Annotated in this window: 18 protein-coding genes; 17 read left to right on the top strand and 1 reads right to left on the bottom strand. The window is 57.1% G+C overall.

Going from position 1 to position 21,657, the window contains the following annotated elements; all coding sequences use genetic code 11:
* Positions 1 to 8: 8 nt before the first annotated feature.
* Complete coding sequence (cobI, locus tag HQL63_06910; protein ID MBF0176562.1) at positions 9 to 734, top strand: precorrin-2 C(20)-methyltransferase; 726 nt, start codon at positions 9 to 11, stop codon at positions 732 to 734.
* Between the two features lie 159 nt (positions 735 to 893).
* Here the strand turns inward: cobI and HQL63_06915 are convergent, their stop codons facing one another.
* Positions 894 to 2,123 (bottom strand): citrate transporter, encoded by a 1,230-nt coding sequence (locus HQL63_06915; protein MBF0176563.1) that lies wholly within the window; start codon positions 2,121 to 2,123, stop codon positions 894 to 896.
* Positions 2,124 to 2,527: 404 nt separating this feature from the next.
* On the opposite strand from HQL63_06915, the gene HQL63_06920 reads away from it, so the two are divergent.
* From HQL63_06920 to HQL63_06995, 16 genes are all read left to right on the top strand, one after another.
* Positions 2,528 to 3,661 carry a cobalamin biosynthesis protein gene (locus HQL63_06920; GenBank protein ID MBF0176564.1) on the top strand — a complete coding sequence of 378 codons (1,134 nt, stop codon included), beginning with the start codon at positions 2,528 to 2,530 and terminating at the stop codon, positions 3,659 to 3,661.
* A complete protein-coding gene (gene cobJ / locus HQL63_06925) occupies positions 3,654 to 4,472 on the top strand; it encodes a precorrin-3B C(17)-methyltransferase (protein ID MBF0176565.1) in 819 nt (272 codons plus the stop codon). The genes HQL63_06920 and cobJ overlap by 8 nt, the downstream gene beginning before the upstream one ends.
* Positions 4,469 to 5,938, top strand: a complete 1,470-nt coding sequence (locus HQL63_06930; protein ID MBF0176566.1) for a cobyric acid synthase — start codon at positions 4,469 to 4,471, stop codon at positions 5,936 to 5,938. Before cobJ ends, HQL63_06930 begins: the two co-directional genes overlap by 4 nt.
* Before the next feature lie 69 nt (positions 5,939 to 6,007).
* Positions 6,008 to 7,438, top strand: coding sequence for an NAD-dependent epimerase/dehydratase family protein (locus HQL63_06935; GenBank protein MBF0176567.1), 1,431 nt, complete (start codon positions 6,008 to 6,010; stop codon positions 7,436 to 7,438).
* A 75-nt stretch (positions 7,439 to 7,513) separates the two neighbouring features.
* Positions 7,514 to 9,034 carry an N-acetylneuraminate synthase family protein gene (locus tag HQL63_06940; GenBank protein MBF0176568.1) on the top strand — a complete coding sequence of 507 codons (1,521 nt, stop codon included), beginning with the start codon at positions 7,514 to 7,516 and terminating at the stop codon, positions 9,032 to 9,034.
* Positions 9,035 to 9,048: 14 nt separating this feature from the next.
* A complete protein-coding gene (locus HQL63_06945) occupies positions 9,049 to 10,881 on the top strand; it encodes a thiamine pyrophosphate-binding protein (protein ID MBF0176569.1) in 1,833 nt (610 codons plus the stop codon).
* 32 nt (positions 10,882 to 10,913) lie between these two features.
* Positions 10,914 to 11,879 (top strand): glycosyltransferase family 2 protein, encoded by a 966-nt coding sequence (locus HQL63_06950; GenBank protein ID MBF0176570.1) that lies wholly within the window; start codon positions 10,914 to 10,916, stop codon positions 11,877 to 11,879.
* Positions 11,880 to 11,980: 101 nt separating this feature from the next.
* The gene (locus tag HQL63_06955; GenBank protein MBF0176571.1) at positions 11,981 to 13,828 is read left to right on the top strand and encodes a cobalamin-dependent protein; all 1,848 of its coding nucleotides are present in this window, start codon (positions 11,981 to 11,983) and stop codon (positions 13,826 to 13,828) included.
* 31 nt (positions 13,829 to 13,859) lie between these two features.
* A complete protein-coding gene (locus HQL63_06960; protein MBF0176572.1) occupies positions 13,860 to 14,273 on the top strand; it encodes a GtrA family protein in 414 nt (137 codons plus the stop codon).
* A 4-nt stretch (positions 14,274 to 14,277) separates the two neighbouring features.
* The gene (locus HQL63_06965; protein ID MBF0176573.1) at positions 14,278 to 15,417 is read left to right on the top strand and encodes a methyltransferase domain-containing protein; all 1,140 of its coding nucleotides are present in this window, start codon (positions 14,278 to 14,280) and stop codon (positions 15,415 to 15,417) included.
* Positions 15,418 to 15,566: 149 nt separating this feature from the next.
* The gene (locus HQL63_06970; GenBank protein ID MBF0176574.1) at positions 15,567 to 16,229 is read left to right on the top strand and encodes an NUDIX hydrolase; all 663 of its coding nucleotides are present in this window, start codon (positions 15,567 to 15,569) and stop codon (positions 16,227 to 16,229) included.
* Positions 16,230 to 16,296: 67 nt separating this feature from the next.
* A complete protein-coding gene (locus HQL63_06975) occupies positions 16,297 to 17,403 on the top strand; it encodes a radical SAM protein (protein ID MBF0176575.1) in 1,107 nt (368 codons plus the stop codon).
* A gap of 155 nt (positions 17,404 to 17,558) precedes the next feature.
* Positions 17,559 to 18,269, top strand: a complete 711-nt coding sequence (locus HQL63_06980) for a glycosyltransferase family 39 protein (protein MBF0176576.1) — start codon at positions 17,559 to 17,561, stop codon at positions 18,267 to 18,269.
* Between the two features lie 208 nt (positions 18,270 to 18,477).
* Positions 18,478 to 19,260, top strand: a complete 783-nt coding sequence (gene rfbF / locus HQL63_06985; GenBank protein MBF0176577.1) for a glucose-1-phosphate cytidylyltransferase — start codon at positions 18,478 to 18,480, stop codon at positions 19,258 to 19,260.
* A complete protein-coding gene (rfbG, locus tag HQL63_06990) occupies positions 19,257 to 20,360 on the top strand; it encodes a CDP-glucose 4,6-dehydratase (protein MBF0176578.1) in 1,104 nt (367 codons plus the stop codon). The genes rfbF and rfbG overlap by 4 nt, the downstream gene beginning before the upstream one ends.
* A gap of 37 nt (positions 20,361 to 20,397) precedes the next feature.
* Positions 20,398 to 21,555, top strand: a complete 1,158-nt coding sequence (locus HQL63_06995; GenBank protein ID MBF0176579.1) for an FAD-dependent oxidoreductase — start codon at positions 20,398 to 20,400, stop codon at positions 21,553 to 21,555.
* The last annotated feature ends 102 nt before the right edge of the window (positions 21,556 to 21,657 follow it).

Genomic DNA, 21,657 nt, shown 5'->3' on the forward strand with positions numbered 1-21,657 from the left:
AAACCACCGTGCAACAATCCGGTCGCCTGATTGCCGCATCTCTTGGCCCGGGAGATCCAGGCCTCATCACCCGCGCTGCCTGGCAAGCCCTGGAGCAAGCCTCCTGCTGGGCGTGGCCGGTTGGTCGCCGCGATGGCGAAAGCTACGCCCTGGCCATCGTCCAACGCACCGGGTTGCCGCAACCTGCCCGCCTGCTTCCCCTGGATTTTCCCATGACCCGGGATCCTGTCGCCCTGGCACGGTATTGGCACGCTGCTGCTATCCAAACCCTGGCCGTGTTGCAGGAAGGGGTGGATGTCGTCTTCCTCATCGAGGGGGACGCCTCGTTTTTTGCCACTTTCGGCTATCTGTCGCAGACCGTGCGTACCCTGGATCCCACGATCCGGGTTACCGTCATTCCCGGGGTTGCCTCCCCGCTCGCCGCCGCCGCTCTGGAAGGGGAACCCCTCTGCGCCGGCGAAGGCTCCCTGGCTATTCTCCCCGGTTCGACCGATCTGGAACGTATCGGGCGGTTCCTTGATGAATTTCAAACCGTGGTTCTGCTCAAGGTGCGACCTGTCTTGCCGGCCTTGCTGGACCTTCTGACACGACGGAATTTACTGAAACACGCCGTTTTCGTCGAGCGCGCCGGTGCCCCGGAGGAGCGGGTGGTGCGCAACGTCGCCGAACTGCGTGATCAGCCTGTCCACTATCTCTCCCTGCTGATCGTCCATGTTGACCGGTCGAGATCGTAAAAACAGAACGATTGAAAGACTGGGATGGAGGTCCAGGAGGAAGGGCTGCGCCCTTCCTCCTGGTGGGGTTCGGGGCGAAGCCCTGACCAAGTCTTTCTTTTCAAGCTTTCTTTTCAAGCTTTCTTTTCCTGGCGCCCGACTTGACTGCGTGTGCGCCGATCAGGGCGCGGTGACGGTCGGCTCCCAGCCTACGACTCCCAGGAGGATAAAAAAGCCGATCACATAAGCCACGGACACAGGCCAGCCATTTTTCATCCAGGAGAAGGTGTTGCGCATCTCCGGGTACATGTTGGCAAGTCCGACCCCGGCTGAAGAACCAAACCAGATCATGGATCCACCAAAACCAACCGCAAAGGCCAGCATGCCCAGATCGAAGCCTCCCTGGGCGATAGCCAGTGCGGTAAGGGGAATGTTATCAAATACTGCGGAGACAAAACCAAGGACATAGGCAGTATGCCAGGAGGCCGGCGGCAGTTTGTCTACCGGCATCAAGGAGGCTGCCATCACCAGGCAAAGGAGGAAGATGGTTCCCTTCAGATTCTTCGGGATCAGGGACCAATTGGGTCGACGAATCGGGGCCGTGACCAAAAGGGTCGCCCATACGGTCAGGCCAAGGACAGGCAGATGAGTCGCCAGGCCCCTGAAGACGACATTGGACAGATAATTCACGACGATCACCGCAATCAGCACCAGAAAAACGATTCCAAACCGCCCCCAGTCGGTCTCATGGTGATGGGCAGCATCAGGGGGGGAGAAGGGAGCATGCTGCTCCTGAATGATGGCGCAGGGAATTCCGAAGATAAACAGGGCGGGAACGGCGGCCACATAGGCGTGCAACACATCCACGGGATTGGCGCCGGCAATCCACATCATGGTAGTGGTGGTATCACCGAGCACGCTGCCGGAACCACCCGCATTGGAAGCGGCGACAATGGCCGCAAGATAGGTGATATGAACCTTGCCATGATAGACGGAATAGGCGATGGTGCCGCCGATCATGGCTGCGGCGATGTTGTCCAGGAAACTGGAAATGATGAAAATCAAGACCAGAAGGAGAAAGCCTCCGACCCAGGAGTTCGGCAAAAATCTGGGCAAAAGTTCCGGGATGCCAGTCCGCTCGAAATGGTCCGCCAGAAGGGAAAAACCAAGGAGCAGGAGAAACAGGTTGCTCAAGGTCACCCACTCATGCGCCATTTGCAGGCCAAAACCACCCAGTCCAGGCCCGAATTTGAATCCGGTAAAAAAGAACTTGTAGGCCAGTATGACAGCGAGCCCGATGATTGCTACCTGGAAGGTGCGTTCCGGCAGGATGGCCACACCCAAAAGGATCAGGGAAAAAAGGATAAAATCGATCGGGGTCGTCCCGAAGAGCATGCGGGTCTGCTCCATGGATGCCGCGACAGCCTGACCCTCGGTGGCCCAACCCAAGGCCGGCAAAAAGAGAACGCCAACCAACATGAGCAGGAATACCCCTGCTGAATGGTTTGTTGATTTCATATGGTTCCTCGATAATGTTTGCATAGGACGCCCCATCGGGGCGACCTTGCCTTGCCAGCTTCCGTCGGTGGAACAAAACCGCGATCCGTTCCAAGGTTGCCAACCCCGCCTGGCGGCATACTGGCCTGCCTGTTCCAACAACGTCAAGGCAAAATGAGGGTCCAATTCAAGAAAAGCCTGGACATGAAAGCCTTTGGTCAGGGCTTCGCCCCGAACCCCACCAGGAGGAAGGGCGCAGCCCTTCCTCCTGGACCTCCATCCCAGTCTTTCAAGCGGTTTTTTTGGAGACTCCCCCTATGAAAACTCCCGCCCTGGTGGCCATCACCCGCTGCGGCGCCCAGCATGCCACCCGTTTGCGCAACGAAAAATGGCCCCAGGCCAGAGTGTTTGTCCTGGATGCCGGACATGCCGCCACCCCCGACCAGATTCTGCCCCTTCCTTTGCGGGATCACATGGAAAATATGCTACAAACATATGATCCACTGGTCTTTTTTGCGTCCTTGGGCATCGTCGTCCGCCTGGTCGCACCCTGGCTGCGCTCCAAACGGGAGGATCCGGCCATCCTGGCCATCGACGAGAGTGCCCGTTTCGTGATTCCCGTCGTCTCTGGCCATATCGGCGGGGCCAATGAACACGCCCGGCAAGTGGCGGCCTTTTTCGGCGCCACTGCCGTCATCACCACCGCTTCGGATCTTGCCAATCTCCCTGCCGTCGATCTCCTGGGCCAGGCATGGCAGTGGCAGGTCGAAGGGGAACCTGCCGCCCTCACCTGGTGCGCCGCCCGGGTGGTCAACGGCGACCCCGTCGCCCTGGTGCAGGAGACAGGAACGCGACGTTGGCGGGAGGCATGGCAACCCTGGCCACCCCATATCGAGGATGTGGGCCCCCTCGCCCGCGCCGATCCATCCCGGCACCAGGCCCTCCTCTGGATTACCCGTCAACCGATCCAGGAGAGTTTGCGGAGCGACTGGCCTCATCGCCTGGTGGCCTATCGTCCTCCCCCGGGGCAGGGGGAACCTCTGGTCCTGGGCATCGGCTGCGATCGGGATACCAGCTCCGCCACCCTGAGTATGGCATTGGAGCGAGTCATGACCGCGCACGGCCTCGCCATGGAGGATGTGGTCGCCCTGACAACCCTGGACCGTAAAGGGGACGAACCTGCCCTTCTGGCCCTGGCCAACGCATGGGGCCTTCCCCTGCACCTGTTTTGTGCGGCACAATTGTCCCAGGTGAAGGTACCCAACCCATCGACCCGGGTATCCACCCATGTGGGCACCCCGTCCGTCGCCGAAGCCGCCGTGTTGTTGTTGACCGGGCGTTCGGCCGATGACCTGCTGGTGACCAAACAAACCTATCGGGGCGAAGATGGCAAAAACGTCACCATCGCCCTGGCCGTTGGACCCGTGGTGGAGGCCCCTGCCCATGTCTGATGTTCGCCGTGGCTCATTGAGTGTGGTCGGCCTGGGACCGGGCGCCCTGGAACACCTGACCGCCCGCGCCCGGGAAGTCATCGCCGAGGCCAGTGTCATCATCGGGTACAAAACCTACCTGCGCCTCGTCGCCGACCTCTTGAAAGGCAAAAGGGTGCTCGAAAGCCCCATGCGCCAGGAGCTTGCCCGCTGCGCCGAGGCCACCCGCCTGGCCCTGGTTGGAGAGCGGGTGGTTTTGGTCTCCTCCGGCGACGCGGGCATCTACGGCATGGCCGGACCCCTTCTGGAGATGCTCTTCCACGCCGGCTGGCAACCCGACGCCGGTATCCGTTTCGAGGTGGTTCCCGGGGTCACCGCTCTGAGCGCCTGCGCCGCCCTGGTGGGAGCGCCCCTGACCCACGATTTTTGCGCCATCTCCCTGTCGGACCTGCTCACCCCCTGGCCGCAGATTGAAAAACGTCTGGAAGCCGCCGCCAGCGCCGATTTTGTCACCGCCCTCTACAACCCCAGAAGCGGACGCCGTACCTGGCAGATCGAACGCGCCCAGGAGATTTTTCTTCGCCATCGCTCCCCTGCCACCCCGGTGGGCCTGGTGACCGCCGCCTGTCGTGAGCATCAAGCCATCTCCCTGACCACCCTGGCCCACATGGATGTTACCACCATCAACATGCAAACCACGGTCCTGATCGGCAACCATCGGACGTTCACCAAACATGGCCTCATGGTCACCCCCCGGGGATATGCCGACAAATACAATCTCCAGGACCATTTGCAGGCCGAATCCGACCCTGACGCCTCGCCCCCCTCATGACCGCCACCAGCCTGATGATCCAGGGAACCACATCAGACGCCGGGAAATCCCTCCTGGTCACGGCCCTGTGCCGCGCCCTGCACCGTCGTGGCCTCCGGGTCGCCCCTTTCAAGCCACAGAACATGGCCCTCAACAGCGCCGTCACCGTCGATGGCGGGGAGATCGGTCGGGCACAGGCTGTCCAGGCATTGGCCTGCGGGCTCGCGCCCCACACCGACATGAACCCCATTCTCCTCAAGCCCAACTCCGATATCGGCGCGCAGATCATTGTCCAGGGCCGACCGGTGGCCAACCTGGACGCCCAGGCCTATCGTCACTTCAAGCCACGCGCCATGACCTTTGCCCTGGACTCTTTCCATCGGTTGCAGACCCAATACGATATCCTTCTCATCGAAGGGGCCGGCAGTCCGGCGGAGATCAATCTCCGGGAAGGAGATCTGGCCAACATGGGGTTCGCCGAACGGGTGGATTGCCCGGTCATCATTGTCGGCGATATTGATCGGGGAGGGGTTTTTGCCCAGTTTGTCGGCACCCTGGAACTTCTCGCCCCTGCCGAGCGGGAGAGGGTCCGGGGTTTCGTGGTCAACAAGTTTCGCGGCGACATCACCCTGTTGCAGCCGGGTTTGACGTGGCTGGAGGAGAAAACCGGCAAGCCGGTTCTGGGTGTCATGCCTTTTCTGCCCGGCCTCTACCTGGCTGCCGAAGACAGCTTTTTTCAGGAGGCCTCCTCCGTCCCGACAGATACCCTATCGCTGTTTCGCGTCCTGGTGCCGCGTCTGCCCCGCATCAGCAACCACACCGATCTGGATCCCCTGCGCCTGCATCCGGGTATTGAACTGCTGTGGGGCGAGAGCGGCAGACCCATCCCCGGCGCCGATCTGATCATCCTCCCCGGCAGCAAGAGCGTCCGCGCCGATCTGGCCTGGTTGCGCCAGAACGGCTGGGAGTCCGCCATCGCCCGACACCTGCGCTATGGTGGCAAGGTGATCGGCATTTGCGGTGGATTTCAAATGCTGGGGGAACGCCTGGAAGATCCCGGCGGCATCGAAGGCCCACCCGGCCATGAACCCGGCCTGGGCTGGTTGGCCATGACCACCCGCTTTCTCGCTGACAAAACCCTGACCAACGTCACCGGCCACCTGGTCCGGGACCAGGCCCCGGTAACAGGATATGAGATCCACATGGGCCAGAGTCACGGCCCGGCCCTGAACAATCCCGCCATGTTTCTGCACGGCCAGCCGCACGGCGCCATCTCCTCCGATGGCCAGATCCTGGGTGGTTATCTGCATGGCTTGTTCGACCGACCCGAGGCTTGCCACTCCCTCCTTGCCTGGGCGGGCCTGACCAAAACTCACCCCGTCAACCTCGCCCAACGCCGTGACAGCGACTTTGACCGCCTGGCCGACGCCCTGGAACAACACCTTGATATGCCAGGGATTTTGAGTTTATTGTCACTGCCCAGGTAGCCTTTTCGTAACAAGGGTTGGCAGCGCACTCTTTCAAATGCGATTGCCCTGTGATTTTGGGTTGTGCCCATGTGGAAATCGTCTTATGCTCCTGGCATGGACACTCTTTTCACCTCCCTGCTCAAGGATGACGTGGAGTTTGTTGTTGCGCGTGTTGGAACAGCTTGGCAGCCGCTGCGAAATGGACGGATCTTTCTGACCGGGGGCACCGGTTTCTTTGGTATCTGGCTGCTGGCAACCTTGCAAGCCGCAAACCGCATGCTTGGCCTTGACTGCCGGATCACGGTTTTGAGCCGGTATCCTGAGCGTTTCCTTGCCCGCTTTCCGGGGTTTGGCAACGACCCGGCCATCGAGTGGCTTACGGGCAGGCTGGAGTCGTTCGTTTTTCCCAAAGGATCTTTCACCCACCTGATGCACGCCGCCGCCGAAACCAGTGGCGAAGTCGAGGGGCACCCCCTCCTTTCCCTGGAGCGCATGTATGGCGGGACACGGCGCGTCCTGGAGTTTGCCGGTGAAGCAGGTGTGCGGCGCCTGCTCTATTTGAGTTCGGGCGCGGCATATGGTCCTCTGCCGCCGGATTGCCAGGGCGTTCGCGAGGATATGAACCTGGCGCCGGCAACGGACGATCCCCGCGCCACCTATGGCATGGGCAAGCGTCTCTCCGAACACCTCTGTCTGCAATTTGCCCGTGAGCGCAACGTGGCAGCGACGGTTGCCCGCTGCTTCACCTTCGTCGGTCCGTTCATGCCCATGGGTGCGCACCTGGCCATCGGCAGCTTTATCGTCGAAGCCCTGGAGCGAGAGGCCATCCGGGTCAAAGGGAGTGGTTCGCCTGTGCGGGCCTACATGTACGTCGCCGACCTGATCGTCTGGCTCTGGGTCATGTTGACACAAGAAGCACCCCATACCATCTACAATGTCGGCTCCGACCAAACCCTCTCCATCGCGGACCTGGCCCGCTTGACCGGACGGATCCTCGCCCCGGACAAGCCCGTGCTTATCGAAGGGCGCCAGAGTGCTGACAACCACCGCCATGTTTACGCCCCGGCCATCACACGGGCCCGGCATGACCTGGGGCTCGGTCTTCACTTTGATCTGACCACGGGCATCACCCGCACCGCAGCCTGGTATCAGACCATGCGCACTCAACCGGAGAGACCCCAACCGATTCCGACACCCGCGAAGTCCGAGACGTTTGTTATCGATATCGACGGCGTGATCGCCACCCTCACCCCCGGCAATGACTACGCACTGGCCGCACCCTTGACCCACAACATCAAGGCCATCAATGCCCTGCATGCCGCCGGACACCGCATCATCCTGTTGACCGCCCGGGGCTCGGCAACCGGCATCGACTGGCACGACATCACCCGCAACCAGTTGGAGACCTGGGGCCTGCGCTACCATGAGTTGCGCTTTGGCAAACCAGCGGCGGATTATTACGTCGATGACCGCCTGGTCTCCCTGTTCGCACTCTCCGAACTCGCAACTGGCTCGTAATATGCGTGGGCAAGCCCTTACTGGCCAGCCCCGGTCTCCCGCTTTATTACCTATTTTGACCCGAAGAGGTGTCCCATGACGCACAAAATCCCCGACCGGCTCTTCATTCTGGAGATGGCCAATAACCATATGGGCGATGTCGATCATGGCGTACAACTCATTCGCGCCTTTGCCGAGGTCTGCAAAGACTTCCCCTTCCGCTTTGCCTTCAAGATGCAATACCGGCAGTTGGACAGCTTCATCCATCCGGATTTTCAGAAGCGCATGGACATCAAGTACATCAAGCGTTTCGTGGAGACCCGGCTGAGCCGTGAGCAAACCAGAAGGCTGGTGGATGAGATCAAATCCCACAGGTTCCTTCCAATCTGCACCCCCTTCGACAACGACTCCGTGCCCCTGATCCTGGAGGATGGCTTTGCGATCCTGAAAATCGCCAGTTGCTCCTTCACCGACTGGCCTCTCCTGGAGCGCATGGTCCAAAGCGACGTGCCCATCATCGGCTCCACAGCGGGCATCACTCTGGAAAATATTGACAATGTGGTCAGTTTCATGGACCACCGCAGTAAAGAGTTTGCCTTGATGCACTGCGTGGCCGAATATCCCACCCCCAACGACCACCTGCAACTTAACCAGGTCGACTTTCTCAAGGATCGCTATCCGCATCTGCGTATCGGCCACTCTACCCACGAGGCCCCCTCCGAGACATCCATCATCGGCATGGCCATCGCCAAGGGGTGCAACATTTTCGAGCGGCACGTCGCCCTGCCCAGCAAGGTCCATGCGGTCAACGATTACTCATCGACCCCCGAGCAGTTGCATGCCTGGCTGACCGCAGCGCAAAAGGCCTTCGCCGCCTGCGGTGTCGTCGGGGAGCGCTGTGAACCCAATGAAAAAGAGCTGGCCAGCCTCATCTCCCTGCGCCGGGGCCTGTTCGCCAAAACCGATCTGGCCGCCGGTGTCCGTGTGCGTGACAGCGACATCTTCATGGCCATCCCCACCCAGGATGGCCACATCACCGCCAACGACTGGTCCAAGTACAACCAGTTTTACACCACGGAAGCGATCCGGGCCGGGGCGCCGCTGCTGGTCGGCAATACCCGTCTGGAGCCGGTGCGTCAGCGGGTTTATGCCATCGTCCAGCGGGTGAAGGAGCTGTTGAAACAAGGCAATGTCATTGTTCCCGGTCAGGCCGATCTGGAGATATCCCACCACTATGGCATCGAGCGCTTTGACGAAGTGGGCATCAGCATGATCACGGTGGTCAACCGGCAGTATTGTAAAAAGTTGATCGTTGTCCTGCCCGGTCAATCCCACCCGGAGCAGTACCACAAGCAGAAAGAGGAGACTTTCCACACCCTGCACGGCACGCTGAATCTGGTTTTGGACGGCAAGTTGCGCATCTGCCGACCCGGCGACGTGGTGACGGTGGAAAAAGGGGTGCGGCACGCCTTCTCCAGCACAGACGGCGCAGTTTTGGAAGAGATCTCCTCTACCCATTTTGTGGATGACTCTTTCTACGTCGATCCCGACATTGCCAAAAATCCCAGCCGCAAAACCTTCATCTCTTTCTGGTTGGGCGTCAAACACCCGGCCTGACAGGTCAAACCACCATGGCCCAAACCATACGTGTCGCAGACTATATTTTTTCCTTCGTGGCCCGACAGGGGGTGGAGACCGTCTTCATGGTCCCCGGCGGGGGGGCCATGTATCTGGTGGACGCCCTCGGCCAGCAACCCGGGCTCAAGGTCGTGCCCAACCTGCACGAACAAGCCTCGGCCATCGCCGCCGAGGCCTACGGGCGCGTGCAGGGGCGGCTGGGCGTAGCCCTGGTCACCACCGGCCCGGGCGCCACCAACGCCATCACCGGCGTTGCCGGCGCCTGGATTGAATCCACACCTCTGCTGGTCATCTCTGGTCAGGTTAAACGCGCCGATCTGATTGGCAGCTCCGGCGTGCGCCAAATGGGGCCGCAGGAGGTGGATATCATCGCCATGGTCCGCTCCATCACCAAATATGCCGTGACCGTCATGGATGCCCGCTCCATTCGCGGCCACCTGGAAATGGCCGTCCACCTGGCCACCAGCGGGAGGCGTGGTCCGGTCTGGCTCGATGTCCCCCTCGACATCCAGGCCAGCCCCATCGACCCCGACGACTTGCCGGGTGATGAAACGGTCTCCACACTCCCGGCCCACGTCACCTCAGCCGACCTGGATGCTGAAGCACAAAAAACCCTGGCGCTGATCGATCAGGCCGAACGCCCTCTGCTGCTGGCCGGCCACGGCATCCGCCTGGCCGAAGCTGCACCGGAGTTCCAGAAACTCTACACCACCCTGAACATTCCCGTGGTGGCCACCTGGAACGCCATGGATCTGATCCCGTTCGACCACCCCTTGTGTGTGGGTCGTCCCGGAACGGTGGCCCTGCGTGCGCCCAACTTTGCCGTGCAAAACAGCGATCTGATCATCGCCATCGGCGCCCGGCTGGACAATGTGGTGACCGCGTTCAATCCCGCCGGCTTCGGACGCGAGGCCAAAAAGGTGGTGGTGGATGTGGATCCCCATGAACTGGCCAAACACCACATGCCCCTGGCCCAGGCCATCCAGGCCGATGCCAAGGCCTACATCGCCGCCCTGCTGCGGCACGGCAGCGGGCAGGCACCGCGCAAGCGCGACCCATGGCTTGCCCGCTGCGCCGACTGGAAGGCGCGCTATCCCACCGCCGATGGCCAGCCCTTCCCGGAAACAGGCGAGATCAGCCACTATCATCTGGTCAAGGTTCTCTCCGAGGAGATTCCCGAAGGAAGCCTGATCGTCACCGGCAGTTCCGGCCTGGGCGTCGAGGTCTTCTACGCCAATTTTCGCAATAAGCCGGGCCAGCGCATCTTTCTCACCTCCGGACTGGGCGCCATGGGGTACGGACTTCCCGCCCTCATCGGCGGCGGCATGGCCTACAAGGGCGCCTCCCTGGTGGGCATCGAAAGCGACGGCAGCCTGCACATGAACATTCAGGAGTTGCAAACCCTGACGGCCCAAAACCTGCCGGCACGGCTCTTTATCATCAACAATGCGGGCTATGCCTCCATTCGCAACACCCAGCGCAACTACTTCTCCGGGCGCTATGTTGGCACCGGCCCCGAGGCGGGGCTCCACCTGGCCGATCCGGGAAAAGTGGCAGAAGCCATGGGCATACCCAGCGTGCGCATCGACGATGCTCGCGACCTGCGCGATAAAATTCGCGCCGTTCTCGCACAACGCGGTCCCATTCTGTGCGATGTCCGGGTGGTGGCCAACGAGACGCTGTGGCCCAAATCAGCCGCCATCCCGCAACCGGATGGCTCGATGCTCTCCATGCCCCTGGAAGACATGTCCCCGCTCCTGCCACGTGATGAGCTGCGTGCCAACATGCTCATTCCCCTGGCCCCGGCGTCGGAACGTATTCCTTAACCTGCTCCCTGTCGTGGAGGGATGGACCCAAAATGGAACAAAGAAAACGGATCAGTGTGGTTGTGCCCTGTTTCAACGAAGAAGAAAATGTTGGCCCCATGTATGAGGCATTGCGCAAGGTTTTTTCAGGCCTCGACAAATACAATTTTGAAATCATCTTTATTGACAACTGCTCTACGGATGGGACCGTTGCCATTTTGAAGCAGTTGGCTGCCTCGGATCCCGACGTTAAAGTGATCCTCAATGCCCGCAACTTCGGTACGGTGCGGTCGCATTTTTACGGTATTCTTCAAACATCTGGCAATGCTGCCGTGACCCAGGCCGCTGATTTTCAGGAACCACCCGAGTTGATCCCCGAGCTGATCGCACAGTGGGAAAAGGGGTTCAAGATTGTCATAGCTGTCAAAAAAGGTGCAGAAGAGTCGCCATTCATGCAGTTCGTGCGCAAAATCTACTATGCAGCCCTCAGCAAGATCGCCGATGTCGACCTGGTGCAAAATTTTAATGGAGCCTGCCTGATTGACCGGCAAGTCGTCGAGATCGCCCGCAACATGGATGATCCCTATCCATACTTTCGTGGCATGCTCGCCGAGATTGGCCTGCCCAGGGCAGAGGTGCCTTACGTCCAGAAATTGCGCCGGGCCGGCAAAACAAAAAACAATTTCTTCACGCTCTACGACGTGGCCATGACGGGTGTCACCAGCCATTCCAAAGCGCCTCTGCGACTGATCACCTTCGTCGGTTTTTTGATGTCTGGCATTTGCTTCTTGATCGCGGCTGGTTACATGTTTTACAAGTTGATCATGTGGGAAAGCTTCCAGATGGGCATGGCGCCACTCATCATTGGCCAGTTTTTTGTCAATGGTATCATTCTGACTATTCTTGGTTTGTCTTTTGAATACATCGGAAGCATCAATATGCGTCTGCTTAAACGGCCACTTGTTATAGAAAAAGAACGCCTCAATTTCGAAAAAAACAGTACAGATTCTGCGAAATAGCCGTCCTGGATCGCTCATTAACTTATTTATAGGTCTGTTTGTTCAAAATGTTTTTGAATAGGCCTTGGTAGTAGCGCATCATGTTGGTGGGAGGGTGAGAGTTGAACGAGTCGAACCATAAACAACATACCAACATAAGAAAACGTTTTCTTCTGGTCATGCCACAGTTGGTTCAACAGGTAGGTGATGGCTACTCCTTTCCCCTGGGTATCGCTTATATCTCCGGCAGTCTGAAAGCAGCCGGGTTTGATGTTTACACCCTCAATCTGAACCATCGTGGGGGAGATGTCACGGAAAATATCCAAAAGGAAATTCGAGAAAAACGGATCGACGTTGTGGCAACCGGTGGCCTCAGCTTTCAGTACAACTCAATCCGGACCGTCGTCATGGCAGCCAAAGATGTGGACGCACGCATCATCACTATCGTGGGTGGCGGTATCATAACCAGCGACCCGGAACCAGCCATGGATGCTTTGGAATTTGTTGACTACGGTGTTGTTGGCGAGGGAGAATTGACTGCCGTTGAGTTATGTCACTATCTGGAAGATGGTGGCGATGCCAGTAAAATTAACGGCGTGATCTATAAAAACGGGGCAGGCTACCACACAACCCCCTCTCGCACGGAAATCCAGGATCTTAATGCGCTGCCATGGCCAGACTATGACGGATTTGAGCTGGAACAGTACCTTAACTTTACACCAGCCATCAGTGGCATCAATCGAACCAACACCGTCTTCATGATTGCCAGCCGTTCCTGCCCCTACAATTGCACCTTCTGTTTCCATACCACAGGACAAAAATATCGTCAAAGAACCATGGACAGTTTTTTTGAAGAGCTGGATTACATGGTCTCCCGCTATAAAATTGACTATTTGTGTCTGGCTGACGAGTTGTTTTCCACCAACTCGCACCGGGTGCGTTCGTTCTGTGAGCGCATTAAAAAATATGGTATTCGCTGGTGGGCACAGTTTCGCGTTGACAAGATATCGCCGGAACTGCTCGGCATGCTTAAAGAGTCCGGTTGCGATGTTATGTCCTTCGGCCTGGAGAGTGCTGACGACAACGTCCTGAAAAGCATGCAAAAATTCACCACCCGCGCCGATATGGAACGCACATTGAAAATGGTCTACGAGGCCGGCATATCGTTTGAAGGGGCGTTCATCTTTGGCGACATCAATGAAACCTGGGAAACAGCCAACAACACCTTGACATGGTGGCGAAATCATGCCCACTATAAAATTACGCTCAATCTCATCACAATTTTTCCAGGCACACCTCTTTACCATGATGCCTACCGAAGGGGCATCCTGAAAGACAAGGTCAAATTTTTGCGGGAAGGGTGCCCACAGATCAACGTTTCCAAACTCAGTGACGACGAATTCGCCGGGTTGGTGCGCATCATCATGGAATCACCCATAACTTTCCTCAAAACCTTGGATGATATACGCATTGATGAGGTCGATTATATCACTGGGCGGGTCAATATTACCGGAACCTGCACCGCCTGCCAACATAGGGGTGATTGGCCAAAAATCAAACTCATGGCAGCTACCTTTGTCTCCTGCCCGGAGTGTGGACAACGCTACAATGTTGTCCTTCCAAACGTCTTGCGCCAAAATGTTGAAGCCAACATTGAGAAGCTCCTCAAACGCTATGGCAAACTGGCTGTCTGGGGTATCAACTACCATACGGCAAGCCTGATCAAAAACTCCAAGGCGCTGCTGGGTTCCGGTGTTTTTCCCATCGATATCTCCTCAACCAAACGCATGATGGACCTCTACGGAAAAAAAATCTCTGCACCCGAAGTGCTGCGTGAAAAAAAAATCGAAGCACTCATCATTCTGATACCGGTCTACTTCAGCGAAATCGCCGGACATGTCCGCTCTACCTATCCGGAAGTGAAACAAATTGTGGATGTCTGTTCCCTGCTTAACCCGGCGTTTGAATGATCTTGGATACGGCGGCCAATCTGGAAAAGTCATGCTGCTGAAAATCGCGTTGGGTGACTTGTGGCGACAACATCAAAATGTCATTCGCTATCTCATTGGGGGCGCCTACAACACCCTTTTTGGTTTTCTGTTTTTTGCGGGTATCTACTACCTGTTTGCCGACGTTGTGCATTATCTCCTGCTGTCAGTTGTTTCACAGGTCGCATCCGTTACCAACGCCTTTTTGGTTTATCGACTGTTTGTCTTTAAATCCAAAGGAAATGCGCTCCGGGAATATGTTCGCTTTTATCTTGTTTATGGTGTCTCTTTCATTGTCGGCATCGTGTCGATGTGGATTATGGTGGAGGTTTTTGCCATCCATCCCATTGTCAGCCAACTCCTGATCCTGCTCTCCACCGTCACCATCAGCTATTTTGGACACAAAAATTTTTCCTTCAAGGGGTGAACACATGCGTTGCCGGGCCTGTACTGGATCTCTTCACACCCACCCCCTGTTGCGGCTGGAAGACATGCCCGATGCTGCCCAGTTTTTGCCCGACGCCGCAGCCTTGGCCAGCGAACGTGGCGCGGATCTCGACCTCCTCCAGTGTGCGGCCTGTGGTTTGATCCAGCTGGGCGGTGCCCCGGTTCATTACTATCGGGAGGTGGTTCGTGCGGCGGCCTACTCCCCGGAAATGGGCGCCTTCAGGGAAGAACAGTTACGCGGTTTTGCCCGGCAATTTGGTCTCGTGGGCCACAAGGTGCTCGAAATAGGTTGTGGAAAAGGGGAGTATCTCACCTTGCTGCAAAAGGTGGGCATGCAGGCCCATGGCCTGGAGTTCTCCTCCGCTTCTGTCGACCACTGCCGGGAACAAGGACTGACTGTCCATGCGGGATATGTCGAGAACGAAGAGACTCTTGTTCCGGATGCACCCTTTGCGGCCTTTTTCATCTTCAATTTTCTCGAACACATGCCTGATCCACGCACCTCCCTGCGTGGCATGGCCCACAATCTTGTCCCGCATGGCGTCGGACTGGTGGAAGTCCCCAATCTTGACATGATCCTGCGTCACAAACTCTTTTCGGAGTTCATTCGCGACCATCTGACCTACTTTACCCGGGCAACCCTGACCAACCTGTTGGCCATGTGCAGCTTTGAGGTGATCGACTGTCAGGAGGTCTGGCATGACTACATTCTGTCCGCCACGGTCCGGAAACGCTCCCCCACCGATGTCTCATCCCTGATTCAGCATCGGGAACACATTCACCGGGACATTCACCAATATCTGGACGGGTTCATGCCCCGCCGGGTGGCGGTCTGGGGGGCCGGCCATCAGGCGTTGGCGATTTTGAGCCTGGTCCGAATCCAGGATCGCATTCGTTATGTGGTGGACTCCGCCCCCTTCAAACAGGGACGCTTCACGCCCGCCACCCACCTGCCCATCGTCGCGCCACAACACCTGCTTGCCGACCCGGTCGATGGCATCATCGTCATGGCCGCTGCCTACTCCGACGAAGTTGCCAAACGGATTCAACAGCAGTATGATCAGGTCAAGGGGGTGGCCATCCTGAGGGATTACGGGTTGGAGATTGTGAAAAATCATGCGTAACCGTTCAGAACCCTTGCCAGGGTAGACTCGGATATGGAGATCTTGGTCTGGGTTTTGCCTCGAACCCCACCATGACGTTGTCCATGGCCCTGCCAGTGGGCCAGCTTTCTGGACTCCAATTCGTGACCGGGCGGTGAGTAGTTGCGACCATGCATACTCTGGAACGTGCGATCGCCGCAGTGGATGCGGCAGCCAACAACCCGAACGAAGGGTTGCCTGAGCCGGTTTTTCTCATGGTAAGTCGTCTGACCCCGATGGTCAACGTCGATCTCCTGATCCAGAATCCAACCGACGGGACAACCCTCCTGACCTGGCGAAATGACCGGTTCCACGGGGAAGGGTGGCACATCCCGGGTGGCATCGTCCGCTTCAAGGAGACCTTCGCCGAGCGGATTCATCAGGTCGCCCGCCAGGAGTTAGGCGCCAAAGTCCGCTTCGATCCCCAACCTTTGATGATTCAGGAGCCCATCGTCCGCGACCGCGCCGACCGTTCGCATTTTGTTTCTCTGCTTTTCGCCTGTTCCCTGACCCACCAGCCGGACGAATCGATGCGCTTTTTCAACGGCCAACCACAAGCCGGACAGTGGGCTTGGCATAAGGGATGCCCGGGGAATGTGCTGCCGATCCATCGACTCATGTATCGGCATGTGCTGGAATCAAAAACGATAGGCAACTGTTCAAGACCTTTTCAAGAAAGGCTTGGATATGAAAGCCTTTGTCAGGGCTTCGCCCCGAACCCCACCAGGACTCCGTCCTGGACCTGCCAGGGAGCCAGCCCCCTGGACCCCGATTCGTTACCGGGTGCTGAATAGTTGTCACAACAAACTGAAATGTGCGGCCTCGCCGAACGTTCGTGCCCATTGGAAAGGTTGATAGATCATGACCACTCAGGATGAGATGACCAGAGTGTCTGAGCAGAGCAAACGCAACAAACTGAAAGAAGAAAAGCCCTACGTCTACGACAAGGTCGTTCGCTACGAAGAGAAAGTCAAGCGGGGCGAGAGCATCGCCATCCTGCAATTTCAGTACGACTACACCTGCAATTTTCATTGCGAACATTGCTCCGCCGACAAATTCATGGTCAAAACGAAAAGCGCCAAAAATGCCGACAAGCGGCGCTTCTTCACCCTGGAAGATGTGCGGGAACTCTCCCGTCAGGGTGATGCGATGGGCTTGGCCAATATCGTCATCACCGGTGGAGAACCCCTTGTCTATCCTGATTTTGACAAGGTTGTCGAAGCCATCGACCCTGCCAAGTGGTATGTCACCTCCGACTCCAACGGTTGGCACCTCGACCTGAAGCGGGCGCGACATTTGAAATCCATCGGTGTGGATAAAATTCAACTTAGTCTGGACAGCTTCCGCCGCGAGGAACATGACAGGTTTCGTCAAAAACCCGGTTCCTACGATCGGGTTATTCGTGCCGTTGATGCCTGTCTGGAGGCAGGACTCAACCTGATCTTCCAAACCGTGCTTTGGAAAGAGCGTTGCTACTCCCAGGAGTTTATCGACATGCTGGAGTTCGGCCAAAGCAAGGGCGTAGGAACCTACGTCACCTTTGCCAAGGCCGTCGGGGCGTGGGAGGGACGCATGGAGGTTCTCTGCGGTGACGCCGAGTGGAATTACGTCCACGATCTCGAAAAAAAATATAATGTCTTCACCCACCTGACACCGGGTTACGGCATCGATGTCGGCTGCATCGCCGTCAAACGCATGGTCTCCATCACCAAATATGGTGATGTCATGCCCTGCCCTTATACCCATACGTCACTGGGTAACTTTTTTGAAGAACCCCTTGAAAGCATCATCAACCGTGGCCTGCGCATCAAATACTTTGGCTACGGTCAAAAGCACGTCTGCCTGGTTGGCAACAAGGATGACCCGTTCATCGAGGAGCGCAGTAAAAGAATGTATGGCAAACAGGTTCCGGTACCATTCAAGGAGGTCTTTGAGGATATCGATTTTGTCGATAACAAGTGCTGCTGACCAGTTCGGGCCGTGATCATCGTTTCGGTTACCCATGGGCATGGGGGTGGGGCTCTGCTTCAATTCTATCCAGGGAGAAGTGCGCGGCCCTTTTCCCTGGATTCCCGCCCCATTTTTTTTGAATGTAGTCATGGCCGAAAGGATGATCAAGATCGATGAGTGACGAAATGCGTAAAAATTTATTGTCTTTGTTGTTTCTTTCTTTGTTGTTCTTCCTGTATTATGCTCATGTCATGAATGCGCCTGTAACAAATGACGAGAGCTTTTTTGCGGGCGCTTCAGTATGCGCTGTCGATTACACGTTATACAAAGATTTTAATTATAATCATTTTCCAATCTATCCTTTATTTTTTTCGCAAATATTCAGCCATATTGATCATTCATATTTATTTATTGCAAGAATTTTTACGTGCGTGTTTGCCACACTGGCCGTGTTCGTTTTCTTCAAGGCTGCCAAACTTGTCGGTGGCACGCCCAGCGCTGCCTGGGTCACATCGCTTCTGGTGGCCACATCGACTCTGCACATGAGCACCTTCAAAACGGCTCGCAACGACCCCCCTGCCATTTTGCTTAATCTCATTGGCATTCTTGCAACCTTGACGGCCATCAATCAGGTCAAAAACAGGTCGCTTTTATATTTTTCAGGCGGCTTGGCCTTTGCAATGGCTATTGGGATGCGAGTCAGTTTTTTCTATTTTCCTGCGATCTTTCTGTTCTACCTGGTCTTTGAATCGCGTCAGAACTCTTTTCGGTATGATATAAAAAATATTTTCTTGCCTTTTGCTGCCGGAGGCGTGTCGGGCCTGACCCCGGTTTTGTATTATCTCATCGTCACCGAAGATGCTTTTATCAGAAATACATGTTAGTTGTTTATCCATGGCGAGCCATATGCTTGGAACCACGGATGTTAGAACCACTCTCAGTTATAAAATTTACCGCCACCTCACAAAATCGGGCATATGCAATGAATATCTTCTGAATTCACCGGAATATGACAAGATTGTAACATCACGGATCCGGCATTGATGCCGGAATGATCGATCCTTTAGAGCGGCTGATTGATGAGGTGTCCCTATGCAGGTCGTTATTCTATGTGGCGGGTACGGCACCCGGTTGCGCCAGGAGACCGAATTCCGGCCCAAGCCCATGGTCGAGATTGGGGGTAAGCCGATCATCTGGCACATCATGAAACTCTTTGCCCACTACGGCATGAAACAATTCATCCTGTGCCTTGGTTACAAGAGCTTCATGATCAAGGAGTATTTCATCAACTATGAAATGATGAACCGGGATTTTACCATTACCCTCGGCAACAAACATCACGTCCTGCTGCATCGCAGCCACACCGAAGATGATTATCAGGTCACCCTTGCCGATACCGGGTTGGAGTCCATGACCGGTGGCCGCATCAAGGCGGTTGAACGCTACCTCCAGGAAGATACCTTCATGGTCACCTACGGTGACGGCTTGAGTGATGTCAACCTTGAACAACTCCTGGCCTTTCACCGCAGCCACGGCAAACTGGCCACGGTCACCTCGGTCAACCCCCTCTCCCGCTTTGGCATACTCAAAGTCGGTGATGATGGCCAGGTGGCTGATTTCAGAGAAAAACCACGTGTCGATGGCAAAATCAGCGCCGGCTTTTTTGTCTTCAACCGTGCCGTGCTCGACTATTTGGACAAAGGTCCAGCCACCATACTGGAAGAAGAACCTCTCAGTCGCCTTGCCCAGGATGGCCAATTGATGGCCTTCCAACATGACGGCTTTTTTTACGCCATGGACACCTATCGGGAGTATCAATATCTGCAAAAATTATGGGACTCCGGTGCCCCGCCCTGGAAGGTTTGGTCACCATGAGCAAAATCGCCCAGTGGTATCGGAATCGCCGGGTATTGATTACCGGTCATACCGGTTTCAAAGGCAGTTGGTTGACACTCTGGTTGCACCACTGGGGTGCGCGTGTGTCCGGTCTGGCCCTCCCCCCTGCCACCCAGCCCAGCCTGTTCCATGTGCTAAAACTCCCGACCCGCATGGCAGGACACCAGGAGGGGGATGTCGGAAATATGGCCGCTCTGCGGCATGCCGTGGAGACTTCCGATGCCGAGGTCATTTTTCATCTGGCTGCCCAAGCCCTCGTTCGCCCCGGTTATCAGGATCCTGTCACAACCTTCCACACCAACGTCATGGGGGTTGTCAATCTCCTGGAGGTGGTCCGGCAACGACAACGCCCTTGTGTGGTCATCGTGGTGACCAGTGACAAGTGCTACGCAAACCATGAGCACGTCTGGGGGTATCGGGAGTGTGATCCCATGGGGGGTGACGACCCCTACAGCGCCAGCAAAGGCGCTGCGGAGCTGGTAGTTTCCGCCTACCGTCACTCCTTCTTCCCTCCAGGAAGGATATCCGGGCACGGTGTCGCCCTGGCCTCGGTCCGTGCGGGCAACGTGGTCGGTGGCGGAGATTGGGCCAAGGATCGGCTGGTTCCGGATATCGTCCGTGCTGTGAGCTCCGGATCATCCGTTTTTCTACGCAACCCCAAAGCGGTGCGCCCCTGGCAACATGTCCTGGATCCACTGCACGGCTACCTTGTCCTGGGTGAGCGTCTGGCAAACGCCCAGGATCAGGCAACAACCCTCTGTAGTGGCTGGAACTTTGCTCCATTCAACCAGGACACATCCGTCACGGTGGGCGAGATCACGCAACGCTTCACGGAACTTTTCTCCGCGCCGCCCTGGCAGTTTGACGCTGGTCATCACCCCCATGAGGCCCACACACTGCGCCTCTCCATCGATAAAGCCCTCAATGGCCTGCCCTGGCACCCCGTCTGGAATGTACAAACCACGATTGAACACACAGCGCGCTGGTATCAAAACCACCAGACAAATCCGGAAAAAATGCTGACCTTCAGCCTGGATCAAATCGACACATTCCTGCACGACAGCAGGCGAACACCTTAACCCATCAAGATGACACCTTTGTTATGGGAGCCCCTCCATGGAAGTGACCCTTATTGGCAGCGGGTTTGCTGCGTTGGCCGCAATCCACCGGTTGCGCCAGCTTGATCCGGGCCGCCGCATCAAGATCACCATGGTGGCGCCACGGGCTGAGTTTGTCTACCTACCCAGCCTGATCTGGATTCCCTCCGGCATGCGGAAGGGGTCGGATCTGCGCGTTGATTTGCAGGGCTTTCTTGACCGGATGGGGGTCGATTTTCATGCCGGCAGCGCCCGAGAGATTCAGGACGGGGGGCGGAGCGTGGTCACCTCGACCGGCGTCGTTGCCAATGATGCCTTGCTGATTGCCAGCGGGGCGGAGTATCTCCAGAAAATTCCTGGTGTTGGCCACACGCTCAACCCATGCTCCGGTATCGCTGCCGTCGACATGGTGCGGCGGCGCATCCAGACTCTGGAACGGGGTGTGATTGCCATGGGTTTTGGTGGCAATCCCCATGAGCCCACAGCGATTCGCGGTGGGCCGATGTTTGAATTTTTGTTTGGTCTGCACACCCAGTTGCGTCGCGAACGGCGGCGGGGGGCATTCAAGCTGGTCTTTTTTGCCCCCATGGCCGAACCGGGGAAACGGATGGGCCCCCGGGCGGTGGGAGGGTTGTTGAAGGCGATGGCCAAGCGAAATATTTATGCCCATCTCGGCCACAAGATCACCGCATTCGAGCCGCAACGGGTCAGCACGGAAGGGGGCGATATCCCGGCGGATCTGGTCTTGTTTCTGCCGGGCCTGACTGGTCCGTCCTGGTTGGCCAAAACCGGTCTTGCCCTTTCTCCGGGGGGATTTTTACAGGCCGATGCACAGGGCCGGGTGGCGGGTGGCGAGCGGGTCTATGTCGCTGGGGATGCTGGAAGTTTTCCGGGACCGGAGTGGCGGGCCAAACAGGGGCACATGGCGGAGTTGCAGGCGCGGGCCGCCGCTTCCAACATCTATGCCGAGCTGACGGGTCACGCAGCGCAACACACCTTCCGCACCGAATTGATCTGCATTGTCGATACCCTCAACCAGGGGATGCTGGTCTCCCGGTTCAAGAGGTTCAGCCTCATACTTCCTCCCACCCCGCTGATGCATTGGGTCAAGGAGTGGCTGGAATGGCGCGCCCTGCGGCCCTTTCGGTCATTCGGGAAGGATACGTCCTTGCGATAGTGGTCCTACGGGGTCGGTAACCATGTCGGCGCCCTTCCAAAGAAGTTGGGTGGTGCCCGACATTGACCTAATTGCCTGATGTGGCGTAAATTTTCTCTGACA

The sequence above is a fragment of the Magnetococcales bacterium genome (assembly GCA_015231175.1).
Lineage (GTDB): Bacteria > Pseudomonadota > Magnetococcia > Magnetococcales > DC0425bin3 > HA3dbin3.

Bases quoted from the DNA above. Each gene is read 5' to 3' on its own strand.
- HQL63_06915 (MBF0176563.1), bottom strand. From the start codon at position 2,123: ATGGAGCAGACCCGCATGCTCTTCGGGACGACCCCGATCGATTTTATC.
- HQL63_06920 (MBF0176564.1), top strand. From the start codon at position 2,528: ATGAAAACTCCCGCCCTGGTGGCCATCACCCGCTGCGGCGCCCAGCAT.
- cobJ (MBF0176565.1), top strand. From the start codon at position 3,654: ATGTCTGATGTTCGCCGTGGCTCATTGAGTGTGGTCGGCCTGGGACCG.
- HQL63_06930 (MBF0176566.1), top strand. From the start codon at position 4,469: ATGACCGCCACCAGCCTGATGATCCAGGGAACCACATCAGACGCCGGG.
- HQL63_06935 (MBF0176567.1), top strand. From the start codon at position 6,008: ATGTGGAAATCGTCTTATGCTCCTGGCATGGACACTCTTTTCACCTCC.
- HQL63_06940 (MBF0176568.1), top strand. From the start codon at position 7,514: ATGACGCACAAAATCCCCGACCGGCTCTTCATTCTGGAGATGGCCAAT.
- HQL63_06945 (MBF0176569.1), top strand. From the start codon at position 9,049: ATGGCCCAAACCATACGTGTCGCAGACTATATTTTTTCCTTCGTGGCC.
- HQL63_06950 (MBF0176570.1), top strand. From the start codon at position 10,914: ATGGAACAAAGAAAACGGATCAGTGTGGTTGTGCCCTGTTTCAACGAA.
- HQL63_06960 (MBF0176572.1), top strand. From the start codon at position 13,860: ATGCTGCTGAAAATCGCGTTGGGTGACTTGTGGCGACAACATCAAAAT.
- HQL63_06965 (MBF0176573.1), top strand. From the start codon at position 14,278: ATGCGTTGCCGGGCCTGTACTGGATCTCTTCACACCCACCCCCTGTTG.
- HQL63_06970 (MBF0176574.1), top strand. From the start codon at position 15,567: ATGCATACTCTGGAACGTGCGATCGCCGCAGTGGATGCGGCAGCCAAC.
- HQL63_06975 (MBF0176575.1), top strand. From the start codon at position 16,297: ATGACCACTCAGGATGAGATGACCAGAGTGTCTGAGCAGAGCAAACGC.
- HQL63_06980 (MBF0176576.1), top strand. From the start codon at position 17,559: ATGAGTGACGAAATGCGTAAAAATTTATTGTCTTTGTTGTTTCTTTCT.
- rfbF (MBF0176577.1), top strand. From the start codon at position 18,478: ATGCAGGTCGTTATTCTATGTGGCGGGTACGGCACCCGGTTGCGCCAG.
- rfbG (MBF0176578.1), top strand. From the start codon at position 19,257: ATGAGCAAAATCGCCCAGTGGTATCGGAATCGCCGGGTATTGATTACC.
- HQL63_06995 (MBF0176579.1), top strand. From the start codon at position 20,398: ATGGAAGTGACCCTTATTGGCAGCGGGTTTGCTGCGTTGGCCGCAATC.